This window comes from Nitrosospira sp. Nsp14 (assembly GCF_900113575.1).
GTDB lineage: Bacteria > Pseudomonadota > Gammaproteobacteria > Burkholderiales > Nitrosomonadaceae > Nitrosospira.
This window is the reverse complement of record NZ_FOPV01000004.1, coordinates 46,131-60,329: the sequence shown is the minus strand read 5'-3', so window position 1 is coordinate 60,329 and position 14,199 is coordinate 46,131. Positions and strand designations below refer to the sequence as shown.

13 protein-coding genes are annotated in these 14,199 nt (G+C 54.8%); 5 read left to right on the top strand and 8 right to left on the bottom strand.

From position 1 onward, the window contains the following. Positions 1-5 precede the first annotated feature (5 nt). The 5 genes from ccmB to BM022_RS03700 form a co-directional block, all read right to left on the bottom strand. Complete coding sequence (gene ccmB, locus BM022_RS03715; RefSeq protein ID WP_091136991.1) at positions 6-665, bottom strand: heme exporter protein CcmB; 660 nt, start codon at positions 663-665, stop codon at positions 6-8. Position 666: 1 nt separating this feature from the next. Beyond that, on the bottom strand, positions 667-1,287 hold the full coding sequence (ccmA, locus tag BM022_RS03710; RefSeq protein WP_091136990.1) for a cytochrome c biogenesis heme-transporting ATPase CcmA: 621 nt from the start codon (positions 1,285-1,287) through the stop codon (positions 667-669). A 24-nt stretch (positions 1,288-1,311) separates the two neighbouring features. Further along, positions 1,312-1,497, bottom strand: coding sequence for a hypothetical protein (locus BM022_RS15050; RefSeq protein WP_143079514.1), 186 nt, complete (start codon positions 1,495-1,497; stop codon positions 1,312-1,314). A gap of 78 nt (positions 1,498-1,575) precedes the next feature. Beyond that, positions 1,576-2,016, bottom strand: coding sequence for a VOC family protein (locus BM022_RS03705; RefSeq protein ID WP_218146822.1), 441 nt, complete (start codon positions 2,014-2,016; stop codon positions 1,576-1,578). A 180-nt stretch (positions 2,017-2,196) separates the two neighbouring features. After that, complete coding sequence (locus BM022_RS03700) at positions 2,197-3,138, bottom strand: DUF5996 family protein (protein ID WP_256208893.1); 942 nt, start codon at positions 3,136-3,138, stop codon at positions 2,197-2,199. A gap of 450 nt (positions 3,139-3,588) precedes the next feature. Between BM022_RS03700 and tadA the strand changes: the two genes are divergently transcribed. The 5 genes from tadA to ftsB all read left to right on the top strand — a co-directional run bounded on the left by tadA (position 3,589) and on the right by ftsB (position 8,390). Continuing rightward, a complete protein-coding gene (tadA, locus tag BM022_RS03690; RefSeq protein WP_091136986.1) occupies positions 3,589-4,071 on the top strand; it encodes a tRNA adenosine(34) deaminase TadA in 483 nt (160 codons plus the stop codon). Continuing rightward, positions 4,071-4,547, top strand: a complete 477-nt coding sequence (locus BM022_RS03685; protein WP_091136984.1) for a L,D-transpeptidase — start codon at positions 4,071-4,073, stop codon at positions 4,545-4,547. Before tadA ends, BM022_RS03685 begins: the two co-directional genes overlap by 1 nt. Before the next feature lie 333 nt (positions 4,548-4,880). Beyond that, the gene (locus BM022_RS03680) at positions 4,881-6,560 is read left to right on the top strand and encodes a CTP synthase (protein WP_091136982.1); all 1,680 of its coding nucleotides are present in this window, start codon (positions 4,881-4,883) and stop codon (positions 6,558-6,560) included. A 219-nt stretch (positions 6,561-6,779) separates the two neighbouring features. Continuing rightward, a complete protein-coding gene (eno, locus tag BM022_RS03675; protein ID WP_091136980.1) occupies positions 6,780-8,063 on the top strand; it encodes a phosphopyruvate hydratase in 1,284 nt (427 codons plus the stop codon). Positions 8,064-8,108: 45 nt separating this feature from the next. Further along, on the top strand, positions 8,109-8,390 hold the full coding sequence (ftsB, locus tag BM022_RS03670; protein WP_091136978.1) for a cell division protein FtsB: 282 nt from the start codon (positions 8,109-8,111) through the stop codon (positions 8,388-8,390). Positions 8,391-8,488: 98 nt separating this feature from the next. On the opposite strand, the gene BM022_RS15675 is transcribed toward ftsB, so the two are convergent. The 3 genes from BM022_RS15675 to BM022_RS03650 form a co-directional block, all read right to left on the bottom strand. Continuing rightward, on the bottom strand, positions 8,489-9,334 hold the full coding sequence (locus BM022_RS15675; RefSeq protein ID WP_091136976.1) for a PEP-CTERM sorting domain-containing protein: 846 nt from the start codon (positions 9,332-9,334) through the stop codon (positions 8,489-8,491). Between the two features lie 576 nt (positions 9,335-9,910). Beyond that, positions 9,911-10,465, bottom strand: a complete 555-nt coding sequence (locus tag BM022_RS03655) for a carbonic anhydrase (protein ID WP_256208892.1) — start codon at positions 10,463-10,465, stop codon at positions 9,911-9,913. A 351-nt stretch (positions 10,466-10,816) separates the two neighbouring features. Further along, on the bottom strand, positions 10,817-13,942 hold the full coding sequence (locus BM022_RS03650; protein ID WP_091136973.1) for an AAA family ATPase: 3,126 nt from the start codon (positions 13,940-13,942) through the stop codon (positions 10,817-10,819). Positions 13,943-14,199: the final 257 nt, after the last annotated feature.

Below are 14,199 nucleotides of genomic sequence, written 5' to 3'. Positions count from 1 at the left end.
TTTCGTTACTCCATGGAGATTCGTAGCGATACCGCCGTTGTCCACGGCGCCAGTACGACCGCTGCGAGCAGGAAGGCGCCCAGCAGCGACAGATGCGCTGCGGCCCCCAGGCCCGCAGCGCTTGCTTCCACCGCACCGGCGCCAAAAATCAATATCGGGATGTAAAGCGGCAATACGAGCAGCGAGACGAGCACGCCGCCGCCGCGCAATCCGAGCGTCAGCGCGGCGCCGATTGCTCCGATCAGGCTCAGAACCGGGGTGCCCAGCAACAGAGAGGCGGTAAGCACCAGAAGCGAATCCGCCGACAAGTCATACTGGATGCCCAACACTGGCGCCATCAGCACCAGTGGAACACCGGTTACCAGCCAGTGAGCCAGTGCCTTGCCCAGCACCAGCAGTGACAGTGATTGAGGCGAGAGCAGCATCTGCTCCAGCGTGCCGTCCACGTGGTCACTGGAAAACATCCGCCCCAGCGACAGCATGGAGGCCAGCAGAGCGGCCACCCACACCACACCTGGAGCCATGGTGCGCAGCATGCTCATCTCCGGGCCCACCCCGAGAGGGAACAGACTTACGACAATCACGAAGAAGAACAGCGTAGTGAGGACATCCGACCGCCGCCGCATGGCGAGCAAAAGGTCACGCTGGGTTATGCGGAAAAACATTTCAGGCGAGTTGCAACCGCTGAGTCGCGGCGGCAGCTATCTCGATTTCCTGATGGGTAGTCATCACGATCATGCCGCCCTTTTCCAGGTGCCGTTCCATTACGCCTTGCATCAGTTTCACCGCGGCGGCGTCGAGCGCTGTCAATGGCTCATCCAATATCCATAGCACGGTGTTGCATACTAACAGGCGCGCCAGGTTTACCCGTCGTCGCTGCCCTTGCGACAATACTTTGGCCGGCAATAAATCCCGGCCGCCCAGTCCCATTAGCTGCAGCGCATCGTGGGCCTTACTAGCATCGACTTCGGTCCCGGCGAGCGCGCTGGAAATGCGCAGGTTCTCCAGTGCGGTCAGATCATCCTTAACGCCGCTCAAATGGCCAAGATACGTCATGTCGGCGTAGTAGGCTCCTCCCAAAGAGCGAATTTCGGACCCGCCCCAGCGAATTTCACCATGAGCGGGGATTGCAAGCCCGCACAGCATGCGCAACAGGCTCGTTTTACCGCTGCCATTGGGCCCCCCCACTTGCATGAGCCCGCCGGCGTCGAGGGAAAAATGAATGCCGCTGAATAACTTGCGGTCGCCCCGAATGCAGGTCAGGTCGATTCCTTGCAGCGTTGGCATTTTTGGGGCGCAAAAAAATCGGCATTATAGCGTATCGGCATCGCCCATGCCCGCAGATGTGGCGCTTGAGATATGCTCAAATGGAAGGGAAGGGAAGGGGATGCGGCCGGTTGGATAAGCCTGTGTCCGGGCAGGGGCATGGAGATGTACGGCGTCACGCAGACTAATTGCGTGGGGGGCCGCGCGGCAGGGAACCAGATGGTTCGGCATCTCTCAACCCGTCATTACCGCGAGAGCCGAGGCAGTATGAGCCCGCAATGTAGCCGCTTCACGGGCGTATGGCCTGTATCAGGAAGCAGGCGCAGTATCAGGGTGATGTTGCTTGAACATGGTCTCGGCGCGTTGTTTTATCTTATCGGGCGACAGTTCTTCCTTTTGGGTTGCAAGAAACCAGATGTGTCCGAACGGGTCTTTCAATGCGCCGGTTCTGTCGCCGTAAAACTGGTCTTGCATCGGTTTGATGACTGTTGCGCCCGCACTGACAGCCCGATCAAAGACGGCGTCCACATCTTCGACGTACAAGTGCAGACCGACTGGCGAACCACCTGATGTTTGCGGGTTACGAAATGGGCTTTCTCCTCCGCAGTCATCGGCCATCATGATGCGGGAATCGCCGATTTGGATTTCCGCATGTCCAACCTTGCCTCCGGGCGCATCCAGTTTAAACGATTCCGTCGCGCCAAAGGCGCGACGGTAAAATTCGATCGCCTCTGCCGCGCCATTAATCATGAGGTAGGGGTGATGGAATGGTAGCCCTCGGGTATTGGTCGGACGCTCATATCTGCTCCTGCCCGTGATTGTTGAAAGTTATGGTTTGAAGTGATTGTTGAGCCACTGAAAGAGGTTGCGGGATCGCTGCCGGTTGAATTGCATTCGGCGCACAACTTCCGTTATTTCCGACGCCAAATTTTAGCTCTGTAGGGGTTTTCGCTCCAGTGCCGCACGATCCCACTTCGCCAGGTTGGCCGCGGCATCATAGGTTGTCTGAAGGAATGAGAGGAGTGCCTGTGCCGGATCATCCGCCTTGCGCACCGCTTCATAAGGCAGAATGAATTCACCGAGCTTCTCGTGATAGTACGCGGCCTCGGGCTGAACAGGATAGGTGTTGAAACCCGCAGGGGCGGGGTAGGCGTAGGCATAGAAGGCAGCTTCACCCAGACCGGTCCCAGGCCAAAAACCTCCGCTGGATACCTCGTGAGAATACGCTTCCTCCATTATTCGGGCCGCCACATTAGGCGCGCCACCCGGATGCTTGGGCGCGATTCGCCCGGAAAAACGGGTAACGGCGAGATCGAATCCGCCCCAGAAAAAATGCACGGGGCTGACTTTCCCTATGAAGCGGGCACGGAATTCCTTGAAAAGCTGGTCCACCCATACCAGTGCATGCCAGTAACGGGTGATGGCCCGGGCGTCGTAGCTCGAATGCTGTTCGTCTATTTCGAATGGTATTGCCACTTCCACCTCAACCGGCCGGGCAAAGATTTTAATCTCGATACCGAGTTCACTCAGCGCCAGCATTATTTTGCGGTAGAAGGCAGCGACCGACATCGGTTCCAGGGGAAATGTTCGATCCGTTCCCTGCGTCGTTGTTATGCGCAGGAGGTGCTCGATGAAATCGAAGTCGATTGCAAACGTGAAATCGCTATAGGGAATGGGGGACGTTGTCAGGCCACGAGTGGTAACGTACAACGTCGAACCCCAGCCATGGTTGATATCCGGGGAGAGCACCAGCCGGACTTTCCCCGCGACCTGGCTCCACATGTGAACCGTCGTGCAGGTATCCTGCCAATCTGTCAGCGGAGGCAGCATGGGCAAATCGATCCGTGAGTCGGCAATAAGCGTCATGATCATGATCTCCGTTGTTTGCGGAGCACGTCGTCCAGCGTCCGCATTTGCTGTACGTGCTGTCGCTTTCGGTGTGTTATTGATCGGGGCTTTCACCCCAACGATTGATCGGGTCGTTCTGGTGCGCTAGGCAGGGCTCCGGTGCGGTCCGGCCAATTCAATGAAATGAACCGGGGGTCGGCAGTGGACGTCCAACATGATTCATGGTTTATTTTTTATAGACCAGGAAACGAAGAATTCCAAGCAACGTGCCAAGCAACGGCGAAAAACACTGAAATCGCAAATCGTTCCGCCGCTAATCAGCGTTTTTCGCATAAAATCCGCAAAGCAATTTATTATCTTATCGTTATTCCTAATTGTCCTGGCGGGTTTTGTTTTATTGTTCGCTGGAATTAACCGGACTACAAGCGGCGGCAGCTGGAACTTGACTAATATCCCTATTTTCCACAGCAAAAGATGAGCGCAGGCATCAACAGCGATATCGAGTTTATGCGCGCGGCGCTTGACCTTGCCGCGGAAGCGCAGGAGGCGGGGGAAGTGCCGGTGGGCGCGGTGGTGGTACGCGGCGATGCGGTTATCGGGCGAGGTTACAATCGCCCGATCTCGGCCGCGGACCCAACCGCGCATGCGGAGGTGATGGCGCTTCGGGATGCGGCAAAATATCTCGGCAATTATCGTCTAACCGGCTGCACGCTTTACGTGACGCTCGAACCCTGCGCTATGTGTATCGGAGCGATTTTTCATGCGCGTATCGCACGGCTTGTGTTTGGAGCGGCGGAGCCAAAGACCGGCGTATGCGGAAGCGTGATCGATTTGTCCGCGGAGCTAAGACTCAATCATCACACCCAGGTGATTGGCGGCGTTCTGGCGGAGGAGGCCGAAAGCAAGTTGAAGCATTTCTTTGCGTTGCGCCGCAAGCAGGCGTTGCAAGGCGCCTAATGAGAATAAGCGTTAGCGTAGCTTCCCAGATCCTTGATGTTTACGATCAAGATGCTATCGTCCGTCATTATCGGATCTCATCGGCGAGAAACGGGGTAGGCCAGGAATATGGGAGCTTTTGCACTCCCCTGGGCAAGCACATTATTCGCGCCAAGATTGGCGAAGGTCAGCCGCTCAATACTGTTTTCGTGAGGCGCCGCCCCACTGGGGAGATCTATACCCCGGATCTCGGCACCCGCTTTCCTGGGCGGGACTGGATTCTCACACGCATTTTGTGGCTATCGGGCTGTGAGCCCGGCTTCAATCGCCTGGGAAAGGTGGATACCATGCGCAGGTACATTTATATTCATGGCAGCCCCGATAGCGTAGAGATGGGCAAACCGGGCTCCATTGGGTGTATTCGCATGCGCAATGGCGATCTGCTGGAATTATTCGACTTGGTAAGTGCCGGGACAGAGGTCCATATCCGCGGCTGACCTCCGTTAAAGAAGCGTTACACGGTGCTTCCGTATTCGCTGCGCTGTTAATAAAGATGGACGGCTCTGGAAGCAAAAGCAGGGCTGTCTCCTATCCCACGCCTCCCCTGCACGAGATGCCCTGAATAGGACTCCGTCTTCATCAGGGGGAACATTAAAACGACGGGGATGTGTGCTGTGGACAGAAAGCTGAATAAAAGTTTCTTCGTTACCTGATACCGTAACGAACATAGGGCTTAATGGCAGGGTGAGCGCCCTATTTTTTGCATAAAGCCCGTATTACCTTCCCGGTCAATTTGTTCGGGCAGGCCTTTTCCGGTATCATACGCGTCCATGACAAAGTATGTATTTGTAACCGGCGGTGTCGTCTCCTCCCTGGGAAAAGGCATCGCGGCGGCCTCTCTCGCAGCTATCCTCGAAACGCGCGGCATCAAGGTTACGCTCCTAAAACTGGATCCCTATATCAACGTGGATCCCGGCACCATGAGTCCATTTCAGCACGGCGAGGTATTTGTTACCGAAGACGGAGCCGAAACTGACCTTGACCTGGGCCATTACGAGCGCTTCATCAGCAGCAAGATGAGCAGGCTCAATAATTTCACCACCGGGCAGATATACGAGAGCGTGATCAAGAAAGAGCGTCGCGGCGATTACCTCGGCGGGACAGTGCAGGTCATTCCTCACATTACTGACGAAATCAAACTCCACATCAAGGCTGGCGCGGGGAATGCACAAGTCGCCATCGTCGAGATCGGGGGGACAGTCGGGGATATTGAATCGCTACCCTTTCTGGAAGCAATCAGGCAGATGGCGGTACAGCTACCGCGCGAGGATACCTGTTTCATTCACCTCACCTTGCTGCCATACATCACCTCGGCGGGAGAGTTGAAAACCAAGCCGACCCAGCATTCGGTAAAGGAGTTGCGCGAAATCGGCATTCAGCCGGATGTGCTGCTCTGCCGCGCGGACCGCGACCTGCCGGCTGCGGAGCGACGCAAGATCGCGTTGTTCACCAATGTGCGCGAAGAGGCAGTGATTCTGGCAGTGGATGTAGACAGTATTTACAAAATTCCTAATCTGCTGCACGACCAGATGCTGGATGAAATCATTTGCCACAGGCTGAATATTCTTGCAAAAGCGGCAGATCTGGGCACGTGGAAGAAACTGGTGCATGCATTGGAAAATCCGCAACGGACCGTCGAAATCGCGTTAGTGGGTAAATATGTCGATCTCACCGAATCGTATAAATCCCTGTCGGAAGCATTGATTCATGCGGGTATTCATACCCGCAGCAAGATCAATATTCACTATATGGATTCCGAGGCCATCGAAAAAATCGGGGCGGATTGCCTACAGGGCATGGATGCGATCCTGGTTCCCGGTGGTTTCGGCAAACGTGGGGTGGAAGGCAAGATGATGGCGATCCGCTTCGCGCGACTGAACCGGGTTCCTTATCTCGGTATCTGCCTCGGCATGCAATTGGCGGTAATAGAATACGCCCGCGACAAGGCCGGGATGGAAGGCGCGCACAGTACGGAGTTTAATCCCGAGACGCCGTATCCGGTGATAGCTCTGACCACCGAATGGCGTACCCGCGAGGGACAGCTGCAGCTTCGTAATGCAGAGTCCGATCTCGGCGGCAGCATGCGCTTGGGCGGACAGGAATGCCTGCTGAAGGAGAATTCACATGTCCGCAGGATTTATGGCTCAGACAAAATCGTCGAGCGGCACCGTCATCGTTATGAAGTGAACAGCGAATATATTCCCCGGCTAGAACAGGCGGGGCTGCGCGTGAGCGCTGTGTCCGCTGGAGAAGGCTTGTGCGAGATGATCGAGTTGCCTGAAGCCGAACATCCCTGGTTTGTCGCTTGTCAGTTCCATCCGGAATTTACTTCCACCCCCAGAGCAGGGCATCCATTATTTTCGGCATTTATCGGGGCTGCTGCCAGTTATGCGAATAAGCCGCTCCCTGTCGAGGCAGCGTTACCCGGTAAAGTGAAGAACATCGCATAAGCATCAACGAAATAAAACCAGCTTGTGAAGTTTTCGCGGGATGCCATCCCCGACTGAAGATCCTCCAATGATCAGATCATCCAATGCGTGTTCATAACCATCCAGCCAATTGGCTGCCGCACCGTTGAATACCGCTTCACTGCCCGAATTTTTATCACTGCCTGTGAATCCAGGAAAACACTTTCAATAATTTACAAACAAGACCCAGGGAAAAATAGCATGAGTGCAATCGTAGATGTCATTGCCCGCGAAATAATTGATTCACGCGGGAATCCTACCGTGGAAGCAGATGTGCTGCTGGAATCCGGCGTGCTGGGCCGGGCCTCCGTTCCGTCCGGCGCATCCGTTGGGACCAGAGAGGCGGTCGAATTACGCGATGGGGATGCTCAGCGCTATTTTGGTAAAGGAGTACTGAGAGCAGTCGAAAACGTGAATACCGAGATCGCGGAAGCCATCATGGGACTGGATGCAACTGAGCAAAGTTTTATCGACCAGACGCTTATCGATCTCGATGGGAGCGGTAATAAATCAAGATTGGGTGCGAATGCCATTCTGGCAGTATCGCTCGGGGTCGCCAAAGCCGCGGCGGAGGAATCCGGGCTTCCGCTATACCGCTATCTGGGCGGAACAGGGCCCATGTCCATGCCCGTGCCGATGATGAACGTGATTAACGGTGGGGCGCACGCCAACAATAATATCGACATGCAGGAATTTGTAATCATCCCGCTGGGCGCACAGAGTTTCCGTGAAGCCCTGCGCTGCGGAGCCGAAATATTTCATACCCTGAAGGGTTTGCTTAACGACAGGGGGATCAATACTGCGGTGGGCGATGAGGGCGGCTTTGCCCCGAATCTCGCCAATAACGAGGCGGCCTTGCAATTGATCGTAGAGGCAATAGAAAAAGCGGGTTATTTACCGGGACCCGATGTTGCGATCGGGCTCGACTGCGCAAGCTCCGAATTCTTCCGGGATGGAAAATATCATTTGGCCTCGGACGGCTTAAGCCTGGACTCATCACAATTTGCCGACTACCTCGGCGCATGGATCGACAAGTATCCCATTCTCAGCATCGAAGATGGCATGAGCGAGCATGATTGGGACGGCTGGAAACTCCTTACGAGCAGGTACGGAAAATCCATCCAGCTGGTGGGCGATGATATTTTTGTAACCAATGCAAGCATTCTAAAGGAAGGCGTCGCGCAAGGCATCGCCAATTCCATCCTCATAAAGCTCAATCAGATTGGGACACTTTCTGAAACATTTTCCGCCATCCAGAGCGCAAAAAACGCCGGGTACACCGCCGTGGTATCTCACCGTTCCGGCGAGACCGAAGATACCACCATCGCCGACGTCGCCGTGGCCACGAATGCGCTGCAAATCAAGACGGGATCGCTTTCGCGCTCCGACCGGCTGGCCAAATATAACCAGTTGTTGCGTATCGAGGAAGATCTCGGAGATGCGGCGCACTATCCGGGGCGCGACGCCTTCTATCAGTTAAAGTAAGAAGGGGACCGCCACGCCGCGTGCAGCCTATGCAGGGATTCTTCGTTGAAAATATTGACGCTTATACTCATCGCTCTGATTGCCCTGGTGCAATACCCGCTGTGGCTGGGGAAGGGTAGCTGGCTGAAAGTATGGGAAATCGATCAGCAGGTGACGCGGCAGCACGAGATCAACCGAAAACTGCAAATGCGCAATGCCGCGCTGGATGCCGAAGTGCGGGACCTCAAACAGGGACATGAGGCCATTGAAGAGCGAGCGCGGAACGAGTTGGGCATGATCAAGCAGAATGAAATTTTCTTTCACATCGTGAACGAAAAAAATGACTGATGTATCCCGCTTCTACGACCAAATTTACGAAGCATTGGTGACACCGGGCCCGGTCGCATAGTTTTAACTTTTCTCCGATTTTTTTCGATCGCTACGCGTCAAACTTTCCGACGGCGGCCGGTTGCGCTAACGGCGAGAAGACCAATCGCAATAAGTCCCAGCATTCCTGGCTCCGGCACGACGGTGGAACCCCGAAGATTTGCCGTGCCCTGGTAGCACCATGATCCCTCGCTAGCGGTTCCATTGGAACAACCCGTAGCAAATCCGCCGACGATATCGAACGGGTTCTGTACAAAGTTGTTAAACGAACTGGTAAGCGCGATATCCGCCTTGCCCCCGATTGCATCTGAAATACCATTCCCGTTTAAAAACGAGATTACGGAAGCATCTCCGGGACCTGCTACATCAAATAAACCGAAACCGCCACCGCTCAATGTTGACCCGGTAAAGAAGCCCACCCCATTGAGCACAGCCGCTGGATCGGCTGCGCCGCCAAGATTGCCATGGCCTGTCAGCGTCACCCAGGGGTTTCCATTATTGAACGACTGAATTGCAGCCATATTGGTTGGCGAGTCATGGTTGAGCAGATTCAGAGGTGAAGTATTCGTAAAAAAAACAGAAACCGTCGCGTTCGTGAACTCAACATAAGAAGATGAGAAATTCTGCGAATTGTTAAATGTCGCAGTGTAGAACAGGCCGCAATTACCACTTCCGTCAGCGCAGTAGGTATTATCGCCATTGATGGTGGTGATATAGCCATAGACCGAAGCATTCTGTCCATTGCCGTTTACGAAGGTTTGGGCAAGCGTCGCCGTCTCCAGATGGGTCTTGCCTGGATTTGCACCCAGCGTTCCAAAATCGACACCGCCTACGATAATCGCCGATGCCGGAGCGGACGCTGCAATTCCGATGGCGGCCAGAAGCGGGGCTAGGGTTCTGTTCATAATATGATCCTTCAAAGTTAGCAAAAATGGGCTGTCAACCAGTAGGTCATATTACGGAATTGCTCGAGCTTTACTATTGGACTGAGGTACACCCCCTACGGCAAGGCCGCGGCTGGGGACTGGGTGTCAAATACGAGTCTCGTGATCTCAAAAATCTAACGTTTCCGGGGATACGGACATTTTCGCTTGCTCCTGCTCTAACATCTGAACAGTGGTCAGCAGGGACAAAGCGTGATTGCGCACGGCGGTTTTCCGCGCATGAAGCATTTGGGAGTTCGAGTGCAACCAGTCGGGTAGTGGCCCCGGAGGTCTTGGTACGCAGGGGGGATGGGAGCAACTGCGTGAAGGTCCTGCGTGCGGAGTAAAACGGTAATGCCTTCGCTATTGATATCCACGAGCAGATGCAACACTTCGTGCCGCGTTTTGATATGGACACCCGACATGGGCTAATCGAGTATCAGGAGCGCCGGACTGTTCACTCGCGCGCGTAGACGAGCCGCGCTAGCGCTCGACGCTATCGGACGTACTCTCTACGTTCGCTGATCCCGTGCCAGCTGGCCGAAGCGTAAGTACCATTCAGGCAACCCGGTCAACGCGGCCGGTTGACAGATTGTAAACACCCCCTGCTACCAGCAGCTTTCGGTCCGCGACCAATCTGCTCAATACCGGCGGCTGTTTTCGCAATTTTTCGACAGTGCGAACGACGTTCATTTTAACCACGTTATCGAACCGGTCGCCCTGCATGTCCTTTGCTGCCCTGACTGCAGGCGCGAGCGCGCTTGCGATCGATTGTATGTGCCCCGGAAACTGCTCGTGATTATCAACCGCGCTAATGGCGGCGCGAACCGCGCCGCAGCCTTGATGACCCAGAACCAAGATCAGGGGGGTATGCAATACGACGGCGGCATACTCAAGCGTGGCGACAAAATCGGTGGTGAGATAATTACCAGCGACACGAGCCACGAATAGATCGCCGCGTTGTTCGTCAAAACAGAACTCGGGGCTTACTCTCGAATCGGAACAACTCAGGATAGTGGCATAAGGGTTTTGTCCAGTCACCAAGGCTGCCCGGTCAGCTGCGAAATTCAGGGGTGTGGACAGACCGGCAACGTAGCGTTCATTACCTTTCATTAATCTTTCCAAAGCCGCGTCCGCCGTCATCACATTCTCTGGTAGGGGCGGCAATTTCATCTTCGCGGCAACAGCCATTGTTTCGGTTACCCCGGCTATCCCCAATCCGGCAGCGGAAGCTGCCGCCCGTTTCAGGAAAAAGCGCCGACGTGAGTTATGGCGAAAATTTTCGTCTTTATTCGTTTGTCATGAATCCATGTTAAAGCCGTTGATCATTCTGATTAAGTCGTAACGATTCCCACGCAAAAATTTGATGTCGAGCTTGAACCCAAGCTGACCATTAATCGGAAGCACCGGCAGAGGGGAGGAACTTGAGGCGGGAGTTCGGCTATGGCGTGCTCAACCCCAGGGTTAACGATTAAACAGGTCGGGTAAGCTTGCGTTGGAATTCCTCGGACATGGTTTTATCCGTACCGCCTGATCGACCATAAAGGGAACCGAATTGTTTCCGAACAAGCTCGATAAGCATTCACGCAAAGGATCAGAATCTGGCATTGATCGACGCAATTGCTGAATCGCGCCCTGTTTTTTCGATTGGCATAGATCAGCTCTGTGCGTTTCACCTCGCAGAGAATAGAATTTCTCAGCGGTGGCATGTACGCGCCACGCGGCAAGAGGAAGTTCGGCTTGCTCTATTATGTTCAGCGCCTCGGCAATCTGCGACTCGGCCTCATCAGGCAGCGCTTCTTTTAAAGCAATCTCCGCGTACATGCAATAACTGAGCGCAAGATAGGTGCGCTCGGGGGCTCCAGCCGCGCGGCTTTGCAATTGTTCAGCGTAATGACGTGCCTGTCCGAACTCTCCCAGTGCTAGCCAAGTTTCGCAAGCTCCTAAACACGCCGGGAAGAAATAGTTGCTGAATACCGGCAGAACTTCATTTTTTTTTGCTTGAAAGAAAATTTCAAAGCACCGAGCGGCGCCAGCGTAATCTTTCAGGCCCAGTAGCGCTCGTCCAAGGATAGCCGAGCAATGAACCGAGATAAATGAGAACCACTCGCCGGCGCTCTCAGACAGCGCTTCCTCACAATACCTTTTTGCGCCCGCATGATCACCCGCCTCAACATACAGCCACGCCATCAGAATTTGGTAATGCAAACGAAGCGGCAAACTTGCGTCGTTGGATTCGAACGCCCGCTTGCTCTCCTCCGCGATCTGCCGCAACTTCCCCCACTCGCCCAGATGCAGCAGGGCTAACCCCGCATAGTAATGGCCCACCATGAACATGTAGCCGTCGCCGACCGCACGTGACAAGGCCAGGGCCTCTTCGGACATTTCCCAGGCATTTTTGTACCGTGAGGCCAGCAATTCGATATAGACATGCTGTGTCAACCGCGAGTGCATTACAAGCGGACTCGCGCTGGCCCGAGCCACATCCATCGCTTCCTGGCAGGCGCGGGCAAAATCTGCGCGCCATGGACCGAAGACAAGGTTCAGTCCGCCCCACATCCCCTTGACCACCGCCTGAAGCATCTTGTCATCAAGGTCTTTACTGCTTTCCATCGCTTGTTCCGCCAGCTTCAGGCATCGCCGACGATCCAGCCATACCAGGACACGGCTCAATTCGAGAAGCGCTAATACTTCTGCCCGGCGGTTGCGCGAAGCTGTCGCCGTGGCGAGCATATTCTCCAGGTCGGCTTTGGCGCCCGCCATTTCTCCCATCGAGCGGCGTATTGCAGAAGATTGTTTCAGGAGTTCGATGCGTGTTTCCGCCTGCTTTTCCTGCGGTAGTCGCTCAACCATCCCCAACGCGCGAACGAGGTAGTCGTACGCGTGGCGGTTTGCGAACCGCCGTGCCGCGTTGGCCGCTGCCTGTACCAGATAACCAACTGCTCGATCCCAATCCCATCCCTTTTCAAAATGCAGGGCTAATTCAGCGGCATACTTCCGGTCCTGCTTGCCTTGCAGCCGTTCAAGGCATTCGCCAATGCGCAAATGTAATCTGATGAGCTGGCTGGCGGAAAGCCGCTGGTACAGTACGTCCACATATAAAGCATGGCGGAATGCATAATTACAGACGACCTCGCCTTGCGGACTACGCTCCATGCCATCTAGAAGCAATATCTGGCCACCCTTTACCACCGCATCGCATGCGCGGTCTACCTCGGCCACGTCCATATCGAGCACCGCGCCGAGCAATATCGCGGAAAACTGAGACCCTAGCGCGCTGGCGACTGCCAGCAGGCGCTGTTCATCCGAACTTAACCATTCGATCTCGCGTTCGATGACACGGCGGATGGTATCCGGAAGCGCTGTGTCCACGACCATTTCTGTGGATAGGGGCCAGCCCTGGTGTTTGCTTACCAGATACTCGATGAGATTGGAAACAAACAGAGGGAGTCCGCCCGTCCTGGTGAAGAGCGCGTGGCTCACTGAATCTGGAATTTCAATATCCGGGAAACGTTGCATCAGGTAGCCCTTGACCTCATCCAGCGAGAACGGATCAACCGCGATTTCCGAGCTGACGTCTCGCATCTGCAACTCACGGTGGATCAAGGTAACAGGATGCGTGCCCTGGCTGGCGTCAACTGGACGATAGCTTGCCACAATCGTCAGATGCGCGGGCTCATTGCGGCGCGCCAGCAAGCTGAGAAAATCAAGTGTCGCGTGGTCGCTCCAATGGAGATCCTCCAGCACCAGGATCAACGGGCTCTCCTTGCTTAAAGCTTCCAGCAGCTCGCATCCTTCCCTTACCATGCGCTCCCGGCTTGCGCCGAAGATTTCGCGCTGAAGCGTCTCTCGTTCTTCCAGTTTCAATACTGACGGAAGTTGCGCGAGCCAGACCGGTGCATGACGACGCAATAGTCCGATCAGTTCGACGCCTTCTGGCGCGCGGCAACGTTTTTCCATGGCCTCGATCATGGGAAGCAGCGCCTCACCCTCACCAAAATGCTTCACGCAGCGCATGCGTAAAACCATCGGCGCGCGATCGCTCACCTGGTTGAGGAACATCTCAATCAGCGTTGTTTTGCCGATTCCCGGCTCGCCTGTCACGAAAACAACCTGGCGCAAGTTCTCTAGCGACCGTTGCCAGATTGTCAGTAACGTAGCTTGGGCCGTCTCGCGGCCGACCCAGTAGCCTGTTCTGTTGGAGAGCCAACTCCGCCGGCGAGGGTCGGTGACAGGCACTTCCGTTTTCTTCGACGGTTGAATTTCAGTAACAGGGGCGGCGAACCGATAGCCTCGTCGAGCAACCGTGATCAGGTAAATTGGAGCGTGGGCATCGTCCCCCAGGGCCTGGCGGAGCTGATTAATGCACACTTTCAGCACGGCCTCGCCAACGCAGCGGTCGCGCCACACGGCATCCAGCAACTCATCCTTGGTTACAAGGTGGCCGCGCCGCTCGATCAAATAACATAACGTGGCAAAACTCTTGGGCCGCAATGGCACCACCTGGTCATTGCGCCAAAGTGTAGCGTTAGCCTTATCCAACCTGAAAGGTAGGAATTCCCAGCAATTTTTCTGTGTCGCGCTGTTCATCCGTTCCATCTTGCCGTCCCAAGAACAGAATTATAGGAATTTAACCAAAACTTAACCGTTCCTTTACGACTTTCTGTGTGTGTTTAAGTATCGTTCAATCAGCCCTAACGGATTTCACAGGTATTAGTTGAAGCTCAATGTCCTGCTATCGCGTTTGACTCAACAAATATAAAAATCCGGGGAAAAAATGAATTCAAGCATCACGTCAAGATAGCCAATGATATTTTTCGGTCCGGTTCCCATGCTCACACCGTGCC

Excerpts from the sequence above, each read along its gene's own strand:
- BM022_RS03685 (WP_091136984.1), top strand. The coding sequence starts at position 4,071 with ATGAGAATAAGCGTTAGCGTAGCTTCCCAGATCCTTGATGTTTACGAT.
- BM022_RS03680 (WP_091136982.1), top strand. The coding sequence starts at position 4,881 with ATGACAAAGTATGTATTTGTAACCGGCGGTGTCGTCTCCTCCCTGGGA.
- ccmA (WP_091136990.1), bottom strand. The coding sequence starts at position 1,287 with ATGCCAACGCTGCAAGGAATCGACCTGACCTGCATTCGGGGCGACCGC.
- BM022_RS15675 (WP_091136976.1), bottom strand. The coding sequence starts at position 9,334 with ATGAACAGAACCCTAGCCCCGCTTCTGGCCGCCATCGGAATTGCAGCG.
- BM022_RS03705 (WP_218146822.1), bottom strand. The coding sequence starts at position 2,016 with ATGATTAATGGCGCGGCAGAGGCGATCGAATTTTACCGTCGCGCCTTT.
- BM022_RS03655 (WP_256208892.1), bottom strand. The coding sequence starts at position 10,465 with ATGAAAGGTAATGAACGCTACGTTGCCGGTCTGTCCACACCCCTGAAT.
- ccmB (WP_091136991.1), bottom strand. The coding sequence starts at position 665 with ATGTTTTTCCGCATAACCCAGCGTGACCTTTTGCTCGCCATGCGGCGG.
- BM022_RS03650 (WP_091136973.1), bottom strand. The coding sequence starts at position 13,942 with ATGAACAGCGCGACACAGAAAAATTGCTGGGAATTCCTACCTTTCAGG.
- BM022_RS03700 (WP_256208893.1), bottom strand. The coding sequence starts at position 3,138 with ATGATCATGACGCTTATTGCCGACTCACGGATCGATTTGCCCATGCTG.
- eno (WP_091136980.1), top strand. The coding sequence starts at position 6,780 with ATGAGTGCAATCGTAGATGTCATTGCCCGCGAAATAATTGATTCACGC.
- tadA (WP_091136986.1), top strand. The coding sequence starts at position 3,589 with ATGAGCGCAGGCATCAACAGCGATATCGAGTTTATGCGCGCGGCGCTT.
- BM022_RS15050 (WP_143079514.1), bottom strand. The coding sequence starts at position 1,497 with ATGCCGAACCATCTGGTTCCCTGCCGCGCGGCCCCCCACGCAATTAGT.